This window comes from Neglectibacter sp. CSJ-5 (assembly GCF_032490475.1).
Lineage (GTDB): Bacteria > Bacillota > Clostridia > Oscillospirales > Acutalibacteraceae > Hominenteromicrobium > Hominenteromicrobium mulieris.
Genome location: NZ_JAVYJC010000004.1, coordinates 356,686 through 374,316, shown reverse-complemented (window position 1 = coordinate 374,316; position 17,631 = coordinate 356,686). Strand labels below are relative to the sequence as shown.

16 protein-coding genes are annotated in these 17,631 nt (G+C 53.5%); 8 read left to right on the top strand and 8 right to left on the bottom strand.

Annotated elements, in window-relative coordinates; genetic code table 11:
* The first annotated feature begins 41 nt into the window (after positions 1–41).
* Complete coding sequence (locus R2K26_RS10710) at positions 42–587, top strand: NUDIX domain-containing protein (RefSeq protein WP_176820426.1); 546 nt, start codon at positions 42–44, stop codon at positions 585–587.
* Between the two features lie 9 nt (positions 588–596).
* The gene (locus R2K26_RS10705) at positions 597–2,027 is read left to right on the top strand and encodes an MBL fold metallo-hydrolase (protein WP_316520753.1); all 1,431 of its coding nucleotides are present in this window, start codon (positions 597–599) and stop codon (positions 2,025–2,027) included.
* Positions 2,028–2,089: 62 nt separating this feature from the next.
* Here R2K26_RS10705 and gyrA read toward each other — a convergent pair whose 3' ends face one another.
* The 8 genes from gyrA to dnaA all read right to left on the bottom strand — a co-directional run bounded on the left by gyrA (position 2,090) and on the right by dnaA (position 12,433).
* Positions 2,090–4,645, bottom strand: coding sequence for a DNA gyrase subunit A (gyrA, locus tag R2K26_RS10700; protein ID WP_316520894.1), 2,556 nt, complete (start codon positions 4,643–4,645; stop codon positions 2,090–2,092).
* Between the two features lie 30 nt (positions 4,646–4,675).
* Complete coding sequence (gene gyrB / locus R2K26_RS10695; protein ID WP_316520750.1) at positions 4,676–6,625, bottom strand: DNA topoisomerase (ATP-hydrolyzing) subunit B; 1,950 nt, start codon at positions 6,623–6,625, stop codon at positions 4,676–4,678.
* Positions 6,626–7,079: 454 nt separating this feature from the next.
* Entirely contained in the window at positions 7,080–7,541 is a 462-nt protein-coding gene (locus tag R2K26_RS10690; protein WP_316520748.1) for a hypothetical protein, read from the bottom strand.
* Positions 7,542–7,559: 18 nt separating this feature from the next.
* On the bottom strand, positions 7,560–7,853 hold the full coding sequence (gene remB / locus R2K26_RS10685; protein WP_176820429.1) for an extracellular matrix regulator RemB: 294 nt from the start codon (positions 7,851–7,853) through the stop codon (positions 7,560–7,562).
* Between the two features lie 26 nt (positions 7,854–7,879).
* A complete protein-coding gene (recF, locus tag R2K26_RS10680) occupies positions 7,880–9,046 on the bottom strand; it encodes a DNA replication/repair protein RecF (RefSeq protein WP_316520744.1) in 1,167 nt (388 codons plus the stop codon).
* A gap of 4 nt (positions 9,047–9,050) precedes the next feature.
* Positions 9,051–9,272 carry an RNA-binding S4 domain-containing protein gene (locus tag R2K26_RS10675; protein WP_316520741.1) on the bottom strand — a complete coding sequence of 74 codons (222 nt, stop codon included), beginning with the start codon at positions 9,270–9,272 and terminating at the stop codon, positions 9,051–9,053.
* 180 nt (positions 9,273–9,452) lie between these two features.
* Entirely contained in the window at positions 9,453–10,559 is a 1,107-nt protein-coding gene (gene dnaN / locus R2K26_RS10670; RefSeq protein ID WP_316520736.1) for a DNA polymerase III subunit beta, read from the bottom strand.
* A 572-nt stretch (positions 10,560–11,131) separates the two neighbouring features.
* Complete coding sequence (gene dnaA, locus R2K26_RS10665) at positions 11,132–12,433, bottom strand: chromosomal replication initiator protein DnaA (RefSeq protein WP_308449492.1); 1,302 nt, start codon at positions 12,431–12,433, stop codon at positions 11,132–11,134.
* A gap of 570 nt (positions 12,434–13,003) precedes the next feature.
* On the opposite strand from dnaA, the gene rpmH reads away from it, so the two are divergent.
* The 6 genes from rpmH to mnmE all read left to right on the top strand — a co-directional run bounded on the left by rpmH (position 13,004) and on the right by mnmE (position 17,590).
* Positions 13,004–13,138: a 50S ribosomal protein L34 gene (gene rpmH / locus R2K26_RS10660; protein ID WP_176820434.1), complete on the top strand. Its 135-nt coding sequence runs from the start codon at positions 13,004–13,006 to the stop codon at positions 13,136–13,138.
* 116 nt (positions 13,139–13,254) lie between these two features.
* Positions 13,255–13,701: a ribonuclease P protein component gene (gene rnpA, locus R2K26_RS10655; RefSeq protein ID WP_316520726.1), complete on the top strand. Its 447-nt coding sequence runs from the start codon at positions 13,255–13,257 to the stop codon at positions 13,699–13,701.
* A gap of 20 nt (positions 13,702–13,721) precedes the next feature.
* Positions 13,722–14,033: a membrane protein insertion efficiency factor YidD gene (gene yidD / locus R2K26_RS10650; RefSeq protein ID WP_396897241.1), complete on the top strand. Its 312-nt coding sequence runs from the start codon at positions 13,722–13,724 to the stop codon at positions 14,031–14,033.
* Between the two features lie 32 nt (positions 14,034–14,065).
* Positions 14,066–15,145, top strand: coding sequence for a YidC/Oxa1 family membrane protein insertase (locus tag R2K26_RS10645; RefSeq protein WP_316520723.1), 1,080 nt, complete (start codon positions 14,066–14,068; stop codon positions 15,143–15,145).
* A gap of 83 nt (positions 15,146–15,228) precedes the next feature.
* The gene (gene jag, locus R2K26_RS10640; protein ID WP_308449489.1) at positions 15,229–16,056 is read left to right on the top strand and encodes an RNA-binding cell elongation regulator Jag/EloR; all 828 of its coding nucleotides are present in this window, start codon (positions 15,229–15,231) and stop codon (positions 16,054–16,056) included.
* Positions 16,057–16,225: 169 nt separating this feature from the next.
* The gene (gene mnmE, locus R2K26_RS10635) at positions 16,226–17,590 is read left to right on the top strand and encodes a tRNA uridine-5-carboxymethylaminomethyl(34) synthesis GTPase MnmE (RefSeq protein WP_316520718.1); all 1,365 of its coding nucleotides are present in this window, start codon (positions 16,226–16,228) and stop codon (positions 17,588–17,590) included.
* The last annotated feature ends 41 nt before the right edge of the window (positions 17,591–17,631 follow it).

Below are 17,631 nucleotides of genomic sequence, written 5' to 3'. Positions count from 1 at the left end.
ATCAAGCAGTTTTTATCATAAAGAGAAAGGAACGACAGTTTATGAAGCTCTTTGAAAAAACACTGACAAGCGAAACAAAGTTTGAGGGCCGCATCATCAAGGTGCTGCGCGACACCGTGGAGCTGGAAAACGGCAAAACGAGTGCAAGAGAGGTTGTGTGCCACAACGGCGGCGTGTGCGTGGCGGCGCTGACCGAACAAAACGAAGTGCTGCTTGTGCGCCAATTCCGTTATCCGTACAAGGAAGTGCTGCTGGAGCTGCCCGCCGGCAAACTGGAAAAGGGCGAAGACCCGTTTGAGGCCGTAAAGCGCGAGCAGATGGAGGAAACCGGCACCACGGGCGAAAACTACATTTCGCTCGGCAATCTGTACCCCTCTCCCGGCTACTGCGGCGAGATCATCCGCATCTGGGCGTGCCGTGTGGCCCAAAAAGGCGAAATGCACTTAGACGAGGATGAGTTCCTTGAAGTGGAGCGCATTCCGCTCGACAAAGCCGTTGAGATGGTGTTAAACAATGAAATCCCCGATTCCAAAACGCAGGTGGGCATTTTGAAGACCGCCGCACTCGTAAAGGCCGGCAAGCTTTAAGAGGCGCGCATGAAAAGAACATTCATCACGCGACTGCCGAACAAGGCCGGTGCGTTTTTGAAGGCTACGCGCATTGTGGCGCAGTCCGGCGCGAACATCACGCGCGTCAGCTACAATAAAGCCGTTGACCTGCACGTGCTGTTTTTGGAGGTCAGCGGCTCGCAGGCGCAGCTTGATACCATCGCCGTGCGTTTAAACGACGTAGGCTATATTTTAAACGAGGATAACCCCGGCAAAACGATTTTGCTGGAATTTCACCTGCCGAACGTACCGAGCGCCGTGCTGCCCGTTTTGGAGCTCATCGACAGCTTTAATTTTAACATCACGTACATGAGCGGGCAGGAAAACGACACCGACCATCAGGATTTAAAGGTCGGCATTTACATTCAGGATCCCGCACAGACGAAGGCATTTTTAGACCGCGCCGCAAAGCTGTGCGAAATGCGTGTTTTAAACTACGACAAAAGCCAAAAGGTGCTCGACAACACGGTGTTTTACCTTTCGTTTGCGCACCAGCTGGCTTCTACTCTGCACCTGCCGCAGGAAGATATGGACGCACTGATTGCGGACTCCAACCTTTTGATGCAGCACCTTGACGAAAAAGGCGAAGCGCCGCACAAGACGTTTTCGTACATCGGCAAAATCGCCGAAATGCTGCACAGCTTTAAGGGTGAAAACTTCCGCGCGCGCATTTCGCAGCGCAGTCTGTTCGGCGGGTTTACAATGCACATCATCGAGCCGCCGTGCGGGGGCAATACGTATATTCTGGAGAAAAACCGCAAGCTGCTGTTCATCGACTGCGGCTTCCCGTGCTACAAGGACAAGATGCTGAAGATTTTTCGCAGCCTGTTCCCGAACTTTGACAATATGGAGCGCACGCTTATCGTCACGCATGCGGACATCGACCATTGCGGCCTGCACGACCTGTTCGACACATTCTATGTGAACGAGGAAACGCGGCTGAATTTCGCCTTGCAGAACAACGGTCTGCCCGATCTGCGCGAGCAGAACCGCATCTGTGCGCCGTATAACCGCATCTGCAAGCTGATGACGGGCTACACGCCACCCGATATGCACACGCTACGCGTCATTGAGCACACAGAGCCTGCAAGCGACGCGCCCATCTCCCCGCGCGGCACGCTGGAGTTTGAGGGTCTTACCCTGCGCGTTTTCGACGGCAACGGCGGGCATTTTAAGGGCGAGATCGTGCTTGTGGACGACGCGCACCGCATTGTTTTCAGCGGCGACATCATGGTAAACATCAAGGGCTTTTCAAAAGAGCAGTATGATTTTAACCTGCTTGCACCGTATTTAATGACCACCGTGAACCTCGATTCCCGCCGCGCTGCCGCGGAGCGCAAATATTTGCAGAGCCTGTTCCCGACGGACGTATACACCTACTGCTGCGGTCACGGCGCCATTATGGATCCGAACGCGTAACTAAAAAATTGCAAAAAGAGCGCCGGTCTTCTGACCAACGCTCTTTTTTATTGCCCGGAAAATTACTCTTCCGTGGTTTCTTCTGTTTCTTCTGCGGGTTCATCGTCACGGATGACATCTTCTGCTTCCGTTACGGGCTCATCTTCGCCCTCTTCGGCGGTGCCGTCGTCTTCTACGGCGCTGATTTCTTCCTCGTCGTCATGCGGAGCGCGGGCCATGGTGATAACCTTGCTGCCCTCGTTGACCTTCATCACGCGAACACCCTTGCTGGGACGTGCACAGACGCGAATGGAACCGGCTTCGATACGGATAATCACACCGTCATCTGCGATGAGAATGATGTCGTCATCGAGATCAACAACCTTAATGGCCGCGACATTGCCGTATTTTTCAACGTGGTAGTTGAGGATGCCCATGCCGCCGCGATGCTGCAGGCGGTAATCTTCGGGGTTCGAGAGGCGGCCGTAGCCGGTCTCGGAAACCGTAAGCACGAGACCGTTTTCGCGCAGGACGCTCATGCCGACCACAACGTCACCCTCTGCAAGACGGATAGCGCGCACGCCGCGGGCCTGACGGCCCATTTCTCGCACGTCGGCCTCGTGGAAACGAATGACCTTGCCGAAGCGCGTTGCAACGAGCAGATCGTCGCTGCCGCTCGTCAGGCGCACCCAGCTGAGCTCGTCGTCCTCGGCGAGATCGAGTGCGATAAGACCGTTTTTGCGCACATTGCGGAACGCAGAGAGCGCAACGCGCTTGATGACGGCGTTCTTTGTGACCATGGTGAGGAAGTGGTCTTCCTCCTCGGACTTTGTGACGCGCAGCATAGAGGTGATGCGCTCCTCGGGCTCAAGCGGCAGCAGATTTGTGATGTTCATGCCGCGGCTTGTGCGGGAGCCCTCCGGAATCTCGTAGCACTTTAAGCGGTACACGCGCCCTCTGTCGGAGAAGAACAGTACAAAGTCATGCGAATTTGCAATGAACAACTCGCTCGCAACGTCTTCTTCGCGGCGGCTCATGCCGGAAATGCCGCGTCCGCCGCGGCGCTGTGTGCGGTACGTGTCGAGCGTCTGGCGCTTTACGTAGCCGAAGTTCGTCAGCGTCAAGACGCAGTCTTCCTCCGGGATGAGGTCTTCCACGTCCATTTCGCCGGAAATGGCGGCGATCTCCGTGCGGCGCTCGTCGCCGAAGCGCTTTTTCATCTCCATGGCTTCATCCTTGATGATGCCGTAGCGGCGCGCTTCGCTTGCGATGATGTCGAGGAAATCCGCAATCTTCAGGCGCAGTGCGGCAAGCTCTTCCTCGAGCTTTGTTCTCTCAAGGCCGGTCAGCTGGCCGAGGCGCATCTGCACGATGGCCTGTGCCTGCACGTCGTCAAGGCCGAAGCGCTCCATGAGGGCGACTTTGCCTTCCGGGATAGACTTAGAATTTCTCAAGATGGCGATGACTTCATCGATGAAGTCGAGCGCGATCATGAGGCCTTCCAGAATATGGGCGCGCTCCTGCGCCTTTTTAAGGTCGAACTGCGTGCGACGCAGCACAACTTCACTCTGGAACTTGATGTATTCCTGCAGAATATCGCGCAGGGTGAGCAGCTTCGGCTGGCCGTCTACAATGGCCAGCATAATGACGCCGAACGTGATCTGCATCTGCGTAAGCGAATACAGGTGGTTCAAAACGAGCTGCGGGGAAGCTTCGCGCTTGATGTCGATGGCAATGTGCATACCGTTGCGGTCGGAATGATCGTCGATATTGGAGATGCCGTCGATGCGCTTATCCTTGACAAGCTCTGCGATGTTTTCGATGAGTCTTGCTTTGTTGACCTGATACGGCAGCTCGGTGACGACGATCTGGTAGCGGCCATTCGGCTTTTCCACGATCTCTGCGCGGGCACGCACGTAAATTCTGCCGCGGCCGGTGCCATATGCGGCGCGAATGCCGCTGCGGCCCATGATGATGCCGCCGGTCGGGAAATCAGGTCCCTTAATGTACTGCATGAGGCCGTCAAGGTCGATATCGGGGTTATCCACCATAGCGCACACGCCATCAAGCACTTCACCCATGTTGTGCGGCGGAATGTTCGTCGCCATACCGACGGCGATACCGGTGGAACCGTTTACGAGGATATTCGGGAAATGAGAGGGCAGCACGTTCGGCTCTTTCAAACGGTCGTCGTAGTTCGGGGAGAAATCGACCGTGTCCTTCTCAATATCCTTCAGCATTTCCACAGAAAGCTTACTCATGCGGGCTTCCGTGTAACGGTATGCAGCAGGCGGATCGCCGTCTACGGAACCGAAGTTGCCGTGGCCGTCAATGAGCATATAGCGCATGGAAAAATCCTGCGCAAGACGCACCAGCGCGTCATAAACCGAAGCATCGCCGTGCGGATGGTAGCGGCCCAGTACGGAACCGACGGTATCCGCGCACTTTCTGTAAGCCTTTTCCGGCCACAGAGCGTTTTCATACATGGTGTAGAGAATACGGCGGTGGACCGGCTTTAAGCCGTCGCGCACGTCCGGCAGCGCACGCTGCACGATAACGGACATGGAGTAATCGAGGAACGACGTCTCCATGATCTCTCTGAGGTCCACCTGTATGAGGTTTTCCTTCTTTTCTTCCATATTATCCATTGCTTGCTGATCCTTTCGCGCTTAAATGTCCAGATTCTTTACGTACTTTGCGTTGCGCTCAATGAACTCGCGGCGCGGCTCTACCTTATCACCCATCAAAATGGTGAAGATTTCGTCCGCCTGTGCGGCATCGCTCGGCGTGACCTGCAGCATGACGCGGGTCTCCGGGTTCATGGTCGTCTCCCAAAGCTGCTCGGAGTCCATTTCACCAAGGCCTTTGTAGCGCTGAATATCGTAGCCGCTTTGTAACTGCGCCATGATCTCGTCGCGCTCGTTATCGGAATACGCGTAATAGTGGCGCTTATTCTTCGTGATGCGGAACAGCGGCGGCTGTGCGATGTACACGTGTCCCTCTTCGACAAGCGGACGCATATAGCGGTAGAAGAACGTCAAAAGCAAAGTGCGGATGTGCGAACCGTCGACATCGGCATCGGCCATAATGATGACGCGACCGTAACGGAGCTTATTTAAATCGAACTCTTCGCCGATGCCCGTGCCGAGCGCCGTAATGACCGGCATGAGCTTGTCGTTGCCGTAAACGCGGTCTAAGCGCGCCTTCTCAACGTTCAGCATTTTACCCCACAGGGGGAGGATCGCCTGAAATTTGCGGTCTCTGCCGCCCTTTGCGGAGCCGCCTGCGGAATCACCCTCGACGATGTAAATTTCGGTCTCTTCCGGGTTGCGGGACTGGCAGTCTGCGAGCTTGCCGGGCAGTGTTGCGTTTTCGAGCGCAGATTTGCGGCGCACAAGGTCTCTTGCCTTTCTCGCCGCTTCTCTTGCGCGGGAGGCCGCCATGGCTTTGTCGAAAATGGCGCGTGCCACGGCGGGGTTCTCTTCAAGGAACGTCATCAGCTTATCGCTCATCAGATTGCTGACAAGGCCGCTGATTTCCGTATTGCCGAGCTTGCCCTTCGTCTGGCCCTCGAACTGTGCCTCCTTCACCTTTACGCTGATGACGCACGTGAGGCCCTCGCGTACATCCTCGCCGGAAAGGTTTTTATCGGCTTCCTTTAAGATGTTGTACTTTCTTGCGTAATCATTCATCACGCGCGTTAAGGCGCGCTTGAAGCCGTCTTCGTGCGTACCGCCGTCCACCGTGTGAATGTTGTTTGCAAAGGACAAAATCAGCTCGTTAAAGCTGTCCGTATACTGCATGGCGATTTCGCAGGTAGAGTTGTTGTCCGGCGCGGTCGCGGAGAAATAAATGACATCCGGGTGGATGACCTCCACGGCTTTTTTGCGGTTCAAGTACTCCACAAAGCTTGCTACGCCGCCCTCGTAGTGAAAACGGTCGCTTTTGATGTTCTCCGGGTCACGCTCATCGGTGAGGATGATGTTGACGCCGGCGTTCAAAAATGCCTGCTCGCGCAGACGCGTTTCGAGCGTGGCAAAATCATAAACGGTGGTTTCTTTGAATATCTCGGGGTCAGCCTTAAACGTAACCATGGTACCTGTCTGCTCCGGGTTTTCGATGGGGCCGAGATCCTGCAGGTCATATTCCGCGTTGCCGCGTGAGAAGCGCTGGCGGTACAGGTGACCGCCCTGACGCACCTCGACCTCCAGCCACGAGGAAAGCGCATTGACGACGGAAGCGCCAACGCCGTGCAGACCGCCGGAAACCTTATAGCTGCCGCCGCCGAACTTGCCGCCGGCATGTAAAATGGTGTACACAACCGTCACGGCCGGCAGACCCGTCTGGTGCTGCACGCCGACCGGCACGCCGCGGCCGTTATCCTGTACGCAGATGATGTCGCCGGGCAGGATGCGCACATCGATGCGGTCGCAATAGCCTGCAAGCGCTTCATCGATGGCGTTATCTACGATTTCGTAAACAAGGTGGTGCAGGCCGCGCGGACCGGTGGAGCCGATGTACATGCCCGGGCGCTTGCGGACGGCTTCCAGACCTTCAAGGACCTGTATTTGATCCGAATCGTAATTCGTATCCACATGCGTCATTTCGTTAATATCCATATTAACTCTCATTTTCCTTTCTTCGGCACGAAAACGCCGAATGTGTTTTTGTGCCTTTGAAATAAAAGACATTCATTCGTTATCCATTCAAAGAGAAATGCCGCCCGTTTCATTTGTACAGTTCCGCAGGCGGTTATCTTTATATAATAGTATAGTACAAAACGGTAAAATTTACAAGGTCATTTTTGAAAAATGTCCGCTGAAAGCTTAGATTTTCTGCGGTTTTTTGTGCATAAACATACAAAAGCATGTATATTTGAAAATGCACACCGCTTTCCCCTCTTTTTTGCGGTTTTTCGGTCGGTAAGAACGCAAAAAGAGCCGCCCGTAAATTACAATTCGGCAGCTCTTTTCCGTGTGGATTTTCTGTTTTTCAGGGCTTTACCCCGAGACTCTATAAGCTTTCTGAAGAAAGTTTAAGCAAAGACCTTTACATTTTACTTGCCGTCAGAATTCAGACGCGTCGGTTCACTCTGCGCTCCGGCTCGTTATTTTCTCTGTATCTGCCCGTATTCATCTCCGTAAACGTATCGTCACGGCTCGGAGCACGTCTCTCCGGCTCCGCACTGCGCTGCGGAGCCGGTCGCGGGGCTTCGCGTTGTACTCTGCGGATGACAGGGCGCTTTAAATACACCGTGAAAAGGCTTAAAAAGAAGAAAATCGCAAACGGGATGAAAATTTGCAGGCAAGTGAACAGCTTGATGTCATCCAAAACGAATTTATGGAAGAAATAGATGCACACGCCGGCGCAGATGGCCAGCACGGCAAACACATACACGAGCGGAGAAAGATAGATATTGGAAATACCGCCGCAGCGCGGGCATTTATACTCGCCCTCACGCTTCAATCTCCACGTGCGAACAAGGTTGACATGCTTTTTGCAATACGGACAGGTAGGAATGCCGAAATACTGCATAAATAAAGATCCTTTCTGTTACAGTCCCTTGGCGTGCGGTCTCAGCGCAATGCCGCCGATCTCCGCGCGGGAGCGTTTTAAAAGCGTGGCCGGGGCAATCTGCGTGATATACACGCGCTCGCCGCCGATATAGTCTCTGCAAACCACAATGGAACGCGGCAGGTCATAGCACACGTCTTCCACAAGGTTCTCTTTTTGGGCGCGCTTCAAAAAATCGCGCGTTGCGCCGGAGACCGTGGTGTTTTCCATATCGAAAATGCCCACAACGTCTTCTTCGCGCACTACAACGCCCATACCAAGGTGAATATACATACCATGCTCCTTATCATACCACAGGTTTACTCGCTTTCGCAAGTCGGCGTTTCGTTTTCCGCGTGCACTTCCCCTGCTTTTTCGTCCGTATCCTGCCGCACCGTGCCTTTTTCCACATAGAACCCGCGTCCCGCTTCCATCAGGCGCACAGTTTCCGGGTCGCAGCACGTGATGAACACCTGCCGCCCGTCAAGGTGATTCAAAAGATAATCGCGGCGGCTCATATCAAGCTCGCTCATCACATCGTCGAGCAGGATAACCGGGCGCTCGCCGGTTTTTCGGTACAGAATATCGGCTTCCGCAAGCTTTAATGCCAGCACGATGCTGCGCTGCTGCCCCTGCGAGCCGAACGTTCTGGCGGAAAGTCCGTCTATGGTGAGCGTCAAATCATCTCTGTGCGGGCCGACGGACGTAAACCCCGCGCGAGCATCGGCATTTCTGGCGTTTTTCAGTGCTTCGGAAAACCGCTCGGCAATCTCCGTTTTTGTCTCCGCACCGCCAAACGGCGCGTAAGAAAGCGTGATCGCCTCTCTGTTTTTCGCGATGCCCCGGTAAATTTCCGCCGCACGCGGCTCCAGATCTTTGCAGAACGCAGCGCGCTCCTGTACGACCTCCGTACCGAACAGAATAAGGCGCTCGTCCCAAACATCGAGCGTATCGATAAGCTCCGGGTGGCGCGGAATATCTTTTAAAAGCGCATTGCGCTGCATGAGAGCTTTATTATAATGCGCCAAAACGCGCGTAAATGCCGGGCGGGACTGGCACAACGCACCGTCTAAAAACGCACGGCGGCGCGAAGGGCCTTCTTTGACGAGCAAAAGATGCTCCGGCGAAAAAATGACGGCGCAAAACTTGCCCACAAGTGCCGAGCCGGTCTTTTTCTCCACGCCGTTGATGACACTGGAGCGCCGACCGTCGCGCAGTTCGAGCCTTAGTTCCTGCTCGCGTCCTTCTGTAAACAGCGTCATGGAAAGTGAGGCCGCAGGCGCATTTTTTCCGTCTTTTAAAACCGGCAACTCACTATCCTTTGTGCCGCGAAACGAATGTCCGCCCGTAAAAAGCCAGATGGCCTCAAGCAAATTCGTTTTGCCCTGGGCATTGCTGCCGTGAATGACATTGATAGTCTCGCCCGGAAAAATTTCTCCCGGGCACAAATTTCGGAAATTTTCAAAGCCGAGGCGCAGTACGTTCACCGGCTCATTCCTCCACTTTTACCGTATAGCGGCCGCCGTTATATTCGGCATAGTCGCCGTCGCGCATTTTTTTGCCACGCATGGTGCAGACTTCGCCGTTTACTTCGACTTCGCCGTTTTGAATGACGAATTTGGCCTGCCCGCCGGTATCCAACGCGCCGCCGAGCTTTAAAAGTGCATCCAGACGGATGAACTCCGTTGTGATCGTGATGATCTCATTTTTCATAATATATTCGATCCTTTATAAAATGAAGATAAATTTAATGTACAAATCTTTGCGTTTGTTCGTGCATTAAAGTTGTACGGAATTTATACTTTGGATTTTGGTATTAAAACGTCACAAGCTGATGTTTCACAAAAACCATAATACTTGTCCACGAGCAGCAGACAACGTGTGAAACATTAATCACATTTCGCTGCGCAGCCGCACCGGCAGGACGAGGAACGAAAACGCGTCGCCCTCCTTCGGCAGAACGAGCATCGGGCTGATCGGGCCGCCGAGCTGCAGTCGAACTTCGTCGGTCTCCGCCGCGCGGAGTGCATCGAGCAAATATTTGTTATTGAAACCGATTTCAAGCTGGTCTCCGGAAATTTCCGCCGAAATCTGGTCGGTGGCACGGCCCATTGTAGTGGTGCAGAAAAGCTTGACGGTGTCTTCGCCGATCACGCAGCGCACCGGGCTTTTCAGACGGTCGGTGATGAGCAGCGAAACGCGCTCGACACTTTCGATCATTGTGCGAGTGGAAACCGTAACTTCGGTTTTTTTGTCCTTCGGCAGTGCCGATTTATAATCGAGAAATTCGCCCTCGAGCAAGGCGGAAATAACCGTATAATTATCGATGCGGAACAAAATATGGCGGCGGCTCGGGCAGATCTCCACTTCACCCTCGCTGTCCTTTAAGAGCTTGAGTACTTCGGAAAGTGTCTTTCCAGGAACGACAAATTCGGTGTTGTTCGCGTAGTTAATCGCCTCGCGGCGCAGGGCCAACCGGTAACCGTCGACCGATACAACATCTAAATTTCCGTTTTCAATTTTGAACAAACTGCCCTGATGGATCGGCTTTGCGGTGCTGTCCGCGACGGCGAAAAGCGTCTGACGAATCATACTTTTTAAGAGTTCCTGCGGCATTTTGATTGTATCGGCGTCGGTGATTTTCGGTAGCTCCGGGAATTCCGCCGAATCCATACCGATGATGGTGAAGCAGCTCACGCCGGAGGTGATGGTGGCGGTGTTGCGGTCATCCACGTCAATGGTGATGTCCTCGTCCGGCGAACGGCGGACGATCTCGGCGAACAGCTTTGCGGTGAGGATGATCGCGCCCGGCGCGGAAATGATGGCGGGCAGCTCGGTCTGCATGCCGATTTCAAGATCGTAAGCGGTCAAAATGAGGCGGTTTTCTTCGCTGCGGATGAGGACGCCTTCGAGCGCCGGAATGGAAGTTTTGGAGGAAACCGCTCTTTGCAGATTGGTTACGGCTTCGTTCAACAATCTTTTTTCTACGGTGAATTTCATGTGGATAAGTTCTTCCTTTCTGCGCGGTTTTGTGGTTTCGGTCTTTTGTTTAGCATTTTGGACCGCAAAAGTTTTACCGCGCATTTTGGTTTTTCACATTTCTATGTGTTTTTGGGTGCGGAGATGTGGAAGGAGTAAGCTTGCGGTCCTTTTTTATATTTATTTTAAGTATAAGTTATAGCAGTAGTCGTAGAGGGTGTGAAAAAGTTGGAAACTCAAAAAAGTGGCTTTGGACAGGTAAAAATCGCGCGAAAGTTTTGCGAAAATGGATGTGGAGGGATTGTGGAGAGTGTGGAAAATTTGATTTCGTCCACAGAGTAGTTGAAAACTCTGTGTGAAATGTTGAAAACTCGTTGATTTTATTTTGGCTTTCGCGTGTAAGGATCCCAGCAATCGAACCCTATATCTTGTGGTTGAACCTCAAAGTCGGCCATAAGGAGCCCTGCGACAATTATACAGAACGTTATAGGAAATGCCCTGTATTTGATATTTTTAAAAGTGCAGCGGTTTTGCCGATATTCCAGTATATAGGAAAGAATAAGGGAATGGAGCACTTTAGGGGTGAAAGAGGATCAGCGGTCACGGATATTTTTGATGATGTCGCTGACGGTGGCTTTCGTCACGGGATCGCGCGCAGATTTTTCTTCGATTTGCTGGATGGCGTAAACGACGGTGGAGTGGTCTCTGCCGCCGAATTCCTTGCCGATTTCGACCATAGGCATCTGTGTAATCTCGCGCACGACATACATGGAGATCTGGCGCGCAAAGGAGACATTTGCGTTGCGCTTGGAGGACTTGATATCTTCCGGGGAAACGCCGTAGGTGCGGCCGACCTCTTCAATGATTTTGCTGACGGTGACAGGCGCGGGCTGCTCGTTGTTTACGATGTCGCTGATGGCGCGCTGTGCCGTGCTGATAGTGGGGGTGGCGCCTTCCACAAGGTGGATGGCGTTGAGCTTTTTGACCGTGCCTTCCAGCTGGCGGATGTTGCTCTTGAGCTTCTGTGCGATGAATTCGCAGACGTTGTCCGGCACACTGAGACCGACAAGCTCGGCTTTGCGCTTGATGATTGCCATGCGGGTCTCAAAGTCCGGCGGCTGCACATCGGCGGTAAGGCCCCATTCAAAGCGGGTCTTCAAACGATCTTCCAAGGTAGCGATGTCGCGCGGGGGACGGTCGCTCGTTAAAACAATCTGCTTTTTGGATTCGTATAATGTATTGAATGTGTGGAAGAACTCTTCCTGCGTGGATTCCTTGCCGGCGATGAACTGAATATCGTCGATGAGGAGTGCGTCGGCCTTGCGGTACTTTTCGCGGAAACTCACGGTGGTACCGGCGCGGATGGCCTCGATCAGCTCGTTTGCAAACTGGTCGCCCTTGACGTAAATGATATCCTTATCCGGGAAATTCTTTTTGAGCTCGTGACCGATGGCATTGAGCAGGTGCGTTTTGCCGAGGCCGGAGTTGCCGTAGATAAAGAGGGGATTGTAGTTTTTGGCCGGCTCTTTTGCAACATAGCGGCAGGCTGCGCAGGCAAATTTATTGGAGCTGCCCTCGATGAACGTTTCAAACGTGTACTCGTATTCGTCATCGTCCGGCACGCGCTCTTTTTCTTTTTTCTCCATCGGGGTGATGAGCTTATAGGTGAAAGCTTCGCCGAAAACGCTCTGTACGGCGTCGTTCAAGCACTTGTGAAAGCCGCGCTCGATGGTGGATTTGTTAAATTCGTTCGGCGCTTGAATGATTGCAACGCCTGCTCCGAAATCGAGCGAGATGGGGACGAGCTTGCTGAACCAGGTTTCATAGCTCACGTCGGTGACCTGCTTTTTGCAGTAGTCGCAAATGAGGTCCCATGCTTCTAAGAATGATTCCATTTCCTTATTCCCTTTCTTTTAGGTTTTGGTATCGGTATGCGCCCATAGCCGCGCCGCAGCGGTCATGATGACCGAAGAAGCGGCATTGAAAGTGCATTTTGACGCTAAAATACTAATATATAGTGTAGCACAAAACCGCAAAGTTGTCCACAGAAAACCTGTGGAATGTTGAAAAATCTGACGGACTTCACAGGCAAAAAGAGGGAAAGAAACGTGTTTTCGGCAATTTATACGCAGAAAGGGTGGAAAAAGGGAGCGCGAAGGCGGATTTTTAACGCAGGAATGGGAAACTTTGCCCCGAGCTCCCATAACCTTTCTTGAAAAAAGATCGATTAAAAACATTTGGTATTGCGCACTTTGCTTTGTGTTTTTTAGGCTGAAAAAAACATGTAGGCCTTCTATTTTCCTCTGCTTTTGCCTTTGCAGCGCTTCATTCCAAGTTTTTTTCCGTAAAAACCCGAAAAAAGGTTGACAGCTTCTACGGTTTTAAGGTATAATGCTTATCTGTAACGGACTGTTATTTGCAGACCGCATTTTGATAAGTAACCTCGTGAAAGGAGGGTTTTTGATATGCTGAGAACCTATCAGCCGAAGAAGCTCCACAGAAAGAAGGAGCACGGCTTCAGAAAGAGAATGTCTACACGCAACGGACGTAAAGTTCTGGCGCGTCGCAGAGCAAAGGGCAGAGCACGTTTAACCTATTAATGTATGCTTTGAGGGTCACCGCTGCGTGACCTTTCTTTGTTTTGCCTGATTTTTTCGGCGGCGAGGCTCTGCTATACTCAGCTTTGGCCTTACCGAACGGCTTTGGAGGCTTACCCATGGACATCCTTGTGCCGCTGACCGAAAACCACGAGTATAAGCGCGTTTACGCCCGCGGAAAAAGCGCGGTGCGCCCGGTGCTTGTGCTGTATTGCCTGCGCAATAAAAAGGTGAAGCAGGCGCGCGTGGGCATTACGGCCAGCAAAAAGATCGGCAACGCGGTCAAGCGGAACCGTGCGCGGCGCCTTCTGCGTGAAAGCATCCGTGCGCTGTATCCGCAGCTGAAGCCGGGGTATGACTTTGTCCTCGTCAGCCGCGGCAGAACGCCGTTCGCAAACTATCAAATCGTATCTTCGCAGTTAAAAAGCGCGCTTGAGGAACTCGGCGTGCTTGTTGCCCTACCCAAAGATAAAAATAACTCCGCAAAAACGGCGGAAAATGACTCCGAAAGGACGTCGGAGTCGGGCGAAGAAACCGCAAGTGTAACGAAAGAAGAATTGTCATAACGACAGATCAGAAAAGCAGTATGAGAAAAAAGAAAGAGCCTGTGTCTGCTGCGATACAATATAAAGGCGGACGCATTTCGGCGAAAAAGGGTGTGCGGTATTGGCCGCGCCGCGCCGTCATTGGGCTCATCCATCTCTATCGGAAGCTGAGACCGCGTGCAACGCGCGGCTGCTGCAAGTATATCCCCACCTGCTCACAGTACGGGGAAGAAGCCGTGGAGCGGTATGGCGCCTTACTTGGCGGCGTGCTTGCGCTTTGGCGCATTCTGCGGTGTAATCCGTTTTCCCGCGGTGGCTATGACCCTGTGCCGGAAAAGCGGAAAAAAGAATAAGTTTTGATCCGGGAAGGATTTGGTCAACTACTATGATGTCTATTTTTAATTTCTTCGGCAGCGTACTCGGTTATCTGCTGTGGTTCCTGTACACCGTTTTCAAAAACTACGGTATCGCGATCATCCTGTTCACGATCATCGTAAAGGCGCTGATGTTCCCGTTCTCGATTAAATCGCAGAAGAGCATGGCGGCGCAGTCCAGATTGGCAAGCAAGCAGCAGGAGCTGCAGAAGAAGTACGCCAAGGACCAGATGAAGTATAACGAAGAGCTGCAGAAGCTCTACGAAAAAGAGGGTGTGAATCCCGGCGGCGGCTGTCTGACGACGCTGCTTCCGTTCCCGATCATGCTCGGCATTTATTACTCCGTTATTTATCCGCTCTCGAACACCCTGCATATTGCAAAGGACACCATTTCGCAGGCTACGGAATTCGTTTCTAAGATTCCGGGCATTGCGAGCACAAACCAGTATGTAGAGCTTGAGATCGTTAAGAATTTCGACGCACTGAAGGACCACCTGACGATGTTCTCCGCGGACGATGTGCAGAAGATTGAGTTTTTCGGCAAGGGCTTCAAGTGCTTCGGTCTTGACCTGCTCGCGTCCCCGAACACGAGCTTGTTCGCTTCTATGCTGTGGATCATCCCGGTGCTGGCACTTGTGACCTACTGGGGCCAGTCCTTTGTCATGCAGAAGCTGCAGCCCACACAGCAGCAGGGCGCAGGTCAGGGCTGCATGAAGGTCATGATGTACGGCATGCCGCTCCTGTCCGCATACTGGGCATACATCATGCCGGCAGCTGTCGGTTTCTATTGGATTATTTCCGCGCTGGTCGGTTTTGCACAGACGCTCATCACGCACAAGTATTTTTCGCCGGAGCAGGTCTCCGCAAAGTCGGAAGCGAGCCGCTATGTGACGCTTTTACAGGCGGATCGGAAGGTAAAGCCGCTGCCCGCAAACCTGCAAAAGCAGATTGCCGATAAGATTGAGGCGAAGAACCAGGCGCAGGCAGAGCGCCAGGCCGCACAGAAGGAAAAGAAAGCGACCGGTAAAAAAGGCGGAAATGCGCAGAAAAACAAAGGCAATTCTACCGATTATCTCGGAAGCAAGAAATAAATAAAGGCTGTTATCCCCACCTCCTTTCACTCCGAAACGGGATAAAGATAGAGTATTGAAAAGAAGAAAGGAAGAAGAAAGCCATGGTAAAAGAAGCAATCGCAACAGGCGCAACCACAGAAGAAGCGTATGAAAAAGCATGCGCAATGCTGGGCGTAGACCCCGCAGATGCAGAGTTTGAAGTTCTTGAAACGGAAGAGAAAAAGCGCTTCGGCCTTTTCGGCGGCAGACCGGCAAAGGTGCGCGCGTTCATCCGTTCCACACCGGCAGACGCCGCAGCAGAATATCTGCGCAACGTTCTTTCCGGCATGGGCCTCGGCGACGTAAATATTGAGATCCGCGAGGAAGAGGCAGGCGCAGAGCTTGTGCTCACCGGCGAAAATATCGGCTTCATCATCGGCCACCGCGGCGAAACGCTGGATTCCCTCCAGTATCTTGCGTCTCTCGTTGCAAACCATGTGGACGAGTCTTATTACCGCATTACGCTGGACGTGGGCAATTACCGCGAAAAGCGCAAGGAAACGCTTGAAAATCTCGGCAGAAAGATGGCTGCCCGCGCCGTAAAGACCGGTCGCAATGCCTCCTTGGAGCCGATGAACCCGTATGAGCGTCGCATCATCCACACCGCCGTGCAGGAGGTTGAGGGTGCGAAGTCCTGGAGCGAGGGTGAAGACCTTGCCCGTCACGTTGTGATCGGCCCTGAGGGCGGCGAGCGCTACGTAAGACGCGATAACCGTCGCGGCGGCAATAACCGCGGCAGAAACGGCGGCTACAACCGCGATAATCGCGGAGGCCGCGCTCCGCGCAGAGATAACCGCGACAGCCGTCCGATGCAGAACCGCACCGCTCCCGCAGCACCGCGCGTTCTGGACGACGTTTCTACGCCTTACGGTAAGATCTCCAAAAACTAAAACTTTAAAACAGAGAACCTCCGTATACTTTGGTATGCGGAGGTTTTTGCGCTTTCTCTGTGATTTTCCTGCGTTTTCCGACATTCTGCGTGACAATCTTTTCGCCGCGTGGTATAATACAAAATGAGAAAGTGTTGCATGTGCAGCGAACGAGAAGAAGGGATAAACGATGAAGACCATTGCAGCAATCTCTACGGCGGCGGCGCCGGGCGGCATCGGAGTCATTCGCATTTCGGGCGATGAGGCCCGCGCGATCGGCGACCGTGTTTTTAAGTCGGTTTCCGGCGCGAAGCTCTGTGATATGGCGGGTTACACGTGCCGCTTCGGACACGTGTATGCGCCGGACGGCGAGCGCCTCGATGAGTGTGTTGCGACCGTTTTTGCCGCACCGCACAGCTTTACGGGTGAAGACGTAGTGGAGCTTTCCTGCCACGGCGGATTGTTCGTTTTAAAAGCGGTTTTGCAGGCGGTTTTTGCTGCCGGTGCGGTCTCTGCGGCGCCGGGCGAATTTACGCGCCGCGCGTTTTTAAACGGCAAAATGGACCTTGCGCAGGCGGAAGCCGTCATGCAGATCATCTCCGCGCAGGGGCGCGAAGCGATGAAAGCGGCGCAGGCGGGACACGACGGCGCACTTTCCCGCCGCATTGAAAAGCTGCGTTCGGATCTGACGGACATCGGTGCGCACCTTGCCGCATGGGCGGATTACCCGGACGACGACATTCCACAGGTGGATGAGACGATGCTGAAGACGCGCCTTGCCGCCGGAAAAACGGCGCTGAAAGATTTGCTCGCCGGTTTTGACGGCGGGCGCATTCTGCGCGAGGGTGTGGTGACGGTCATTGCAGGCCGCCCGAACGCCGGCAAATCCACGCTGATGAACCTGCTTGCGGGTTGCGAGCGTTCCATTGTGACCGATCTTGCGGGCACGACGCGTGACGTGGTGGAGGAGACTGTGCTGCTCGGTGAAATTCCGCTGCGCCTTGCCGACACCGCCGGCATTCGCGATACGGAAGACCGCGTGGAGCAGATCGGCGTGCGCATGGCTTTAGATCGCGTCAAAACGGCGCAGTTTGTGCTGGCGGTGTTTGATGCGAGCGAAGAGCTGAACGACGACGACCGCGCGTTGATGGACGCCATAGGCGATACACCGGCCGTGGCGGTCATCAATAAATCCGACCTCGCGCCGAAGATCGACCGTGCGGAGATCGATAAGCATTTCAAAGAGATCGTGACGGTCTCGGCGCTTTCCGGCGAGGGACTGCCTGCGCTGCAAAACGCGGCCGCGCGCGCACTGAAAACCGCTGAGCTGAACCCGAACGACGGCATTCTCTATACGGAGCGCCAACGCGCGGACGTACAAAAGGCGCTCACGGCGTTGGAGGAAGCGGAAAACGCTTTGCTTATGGGCATGACGTGGGACGCGGTGACGGTCTCGCTGGAGGGTGCCATTGCAGCTTTGAATGAACTGACCGGCGAGCGTGTTTCGGATGCGGTGGTCGATCAGGTATTTGAAAAGTTCTGCGTGGGAAAATAAAATATTAGAATTGTTATATTTTATCTTTAAAATAGGCAGTA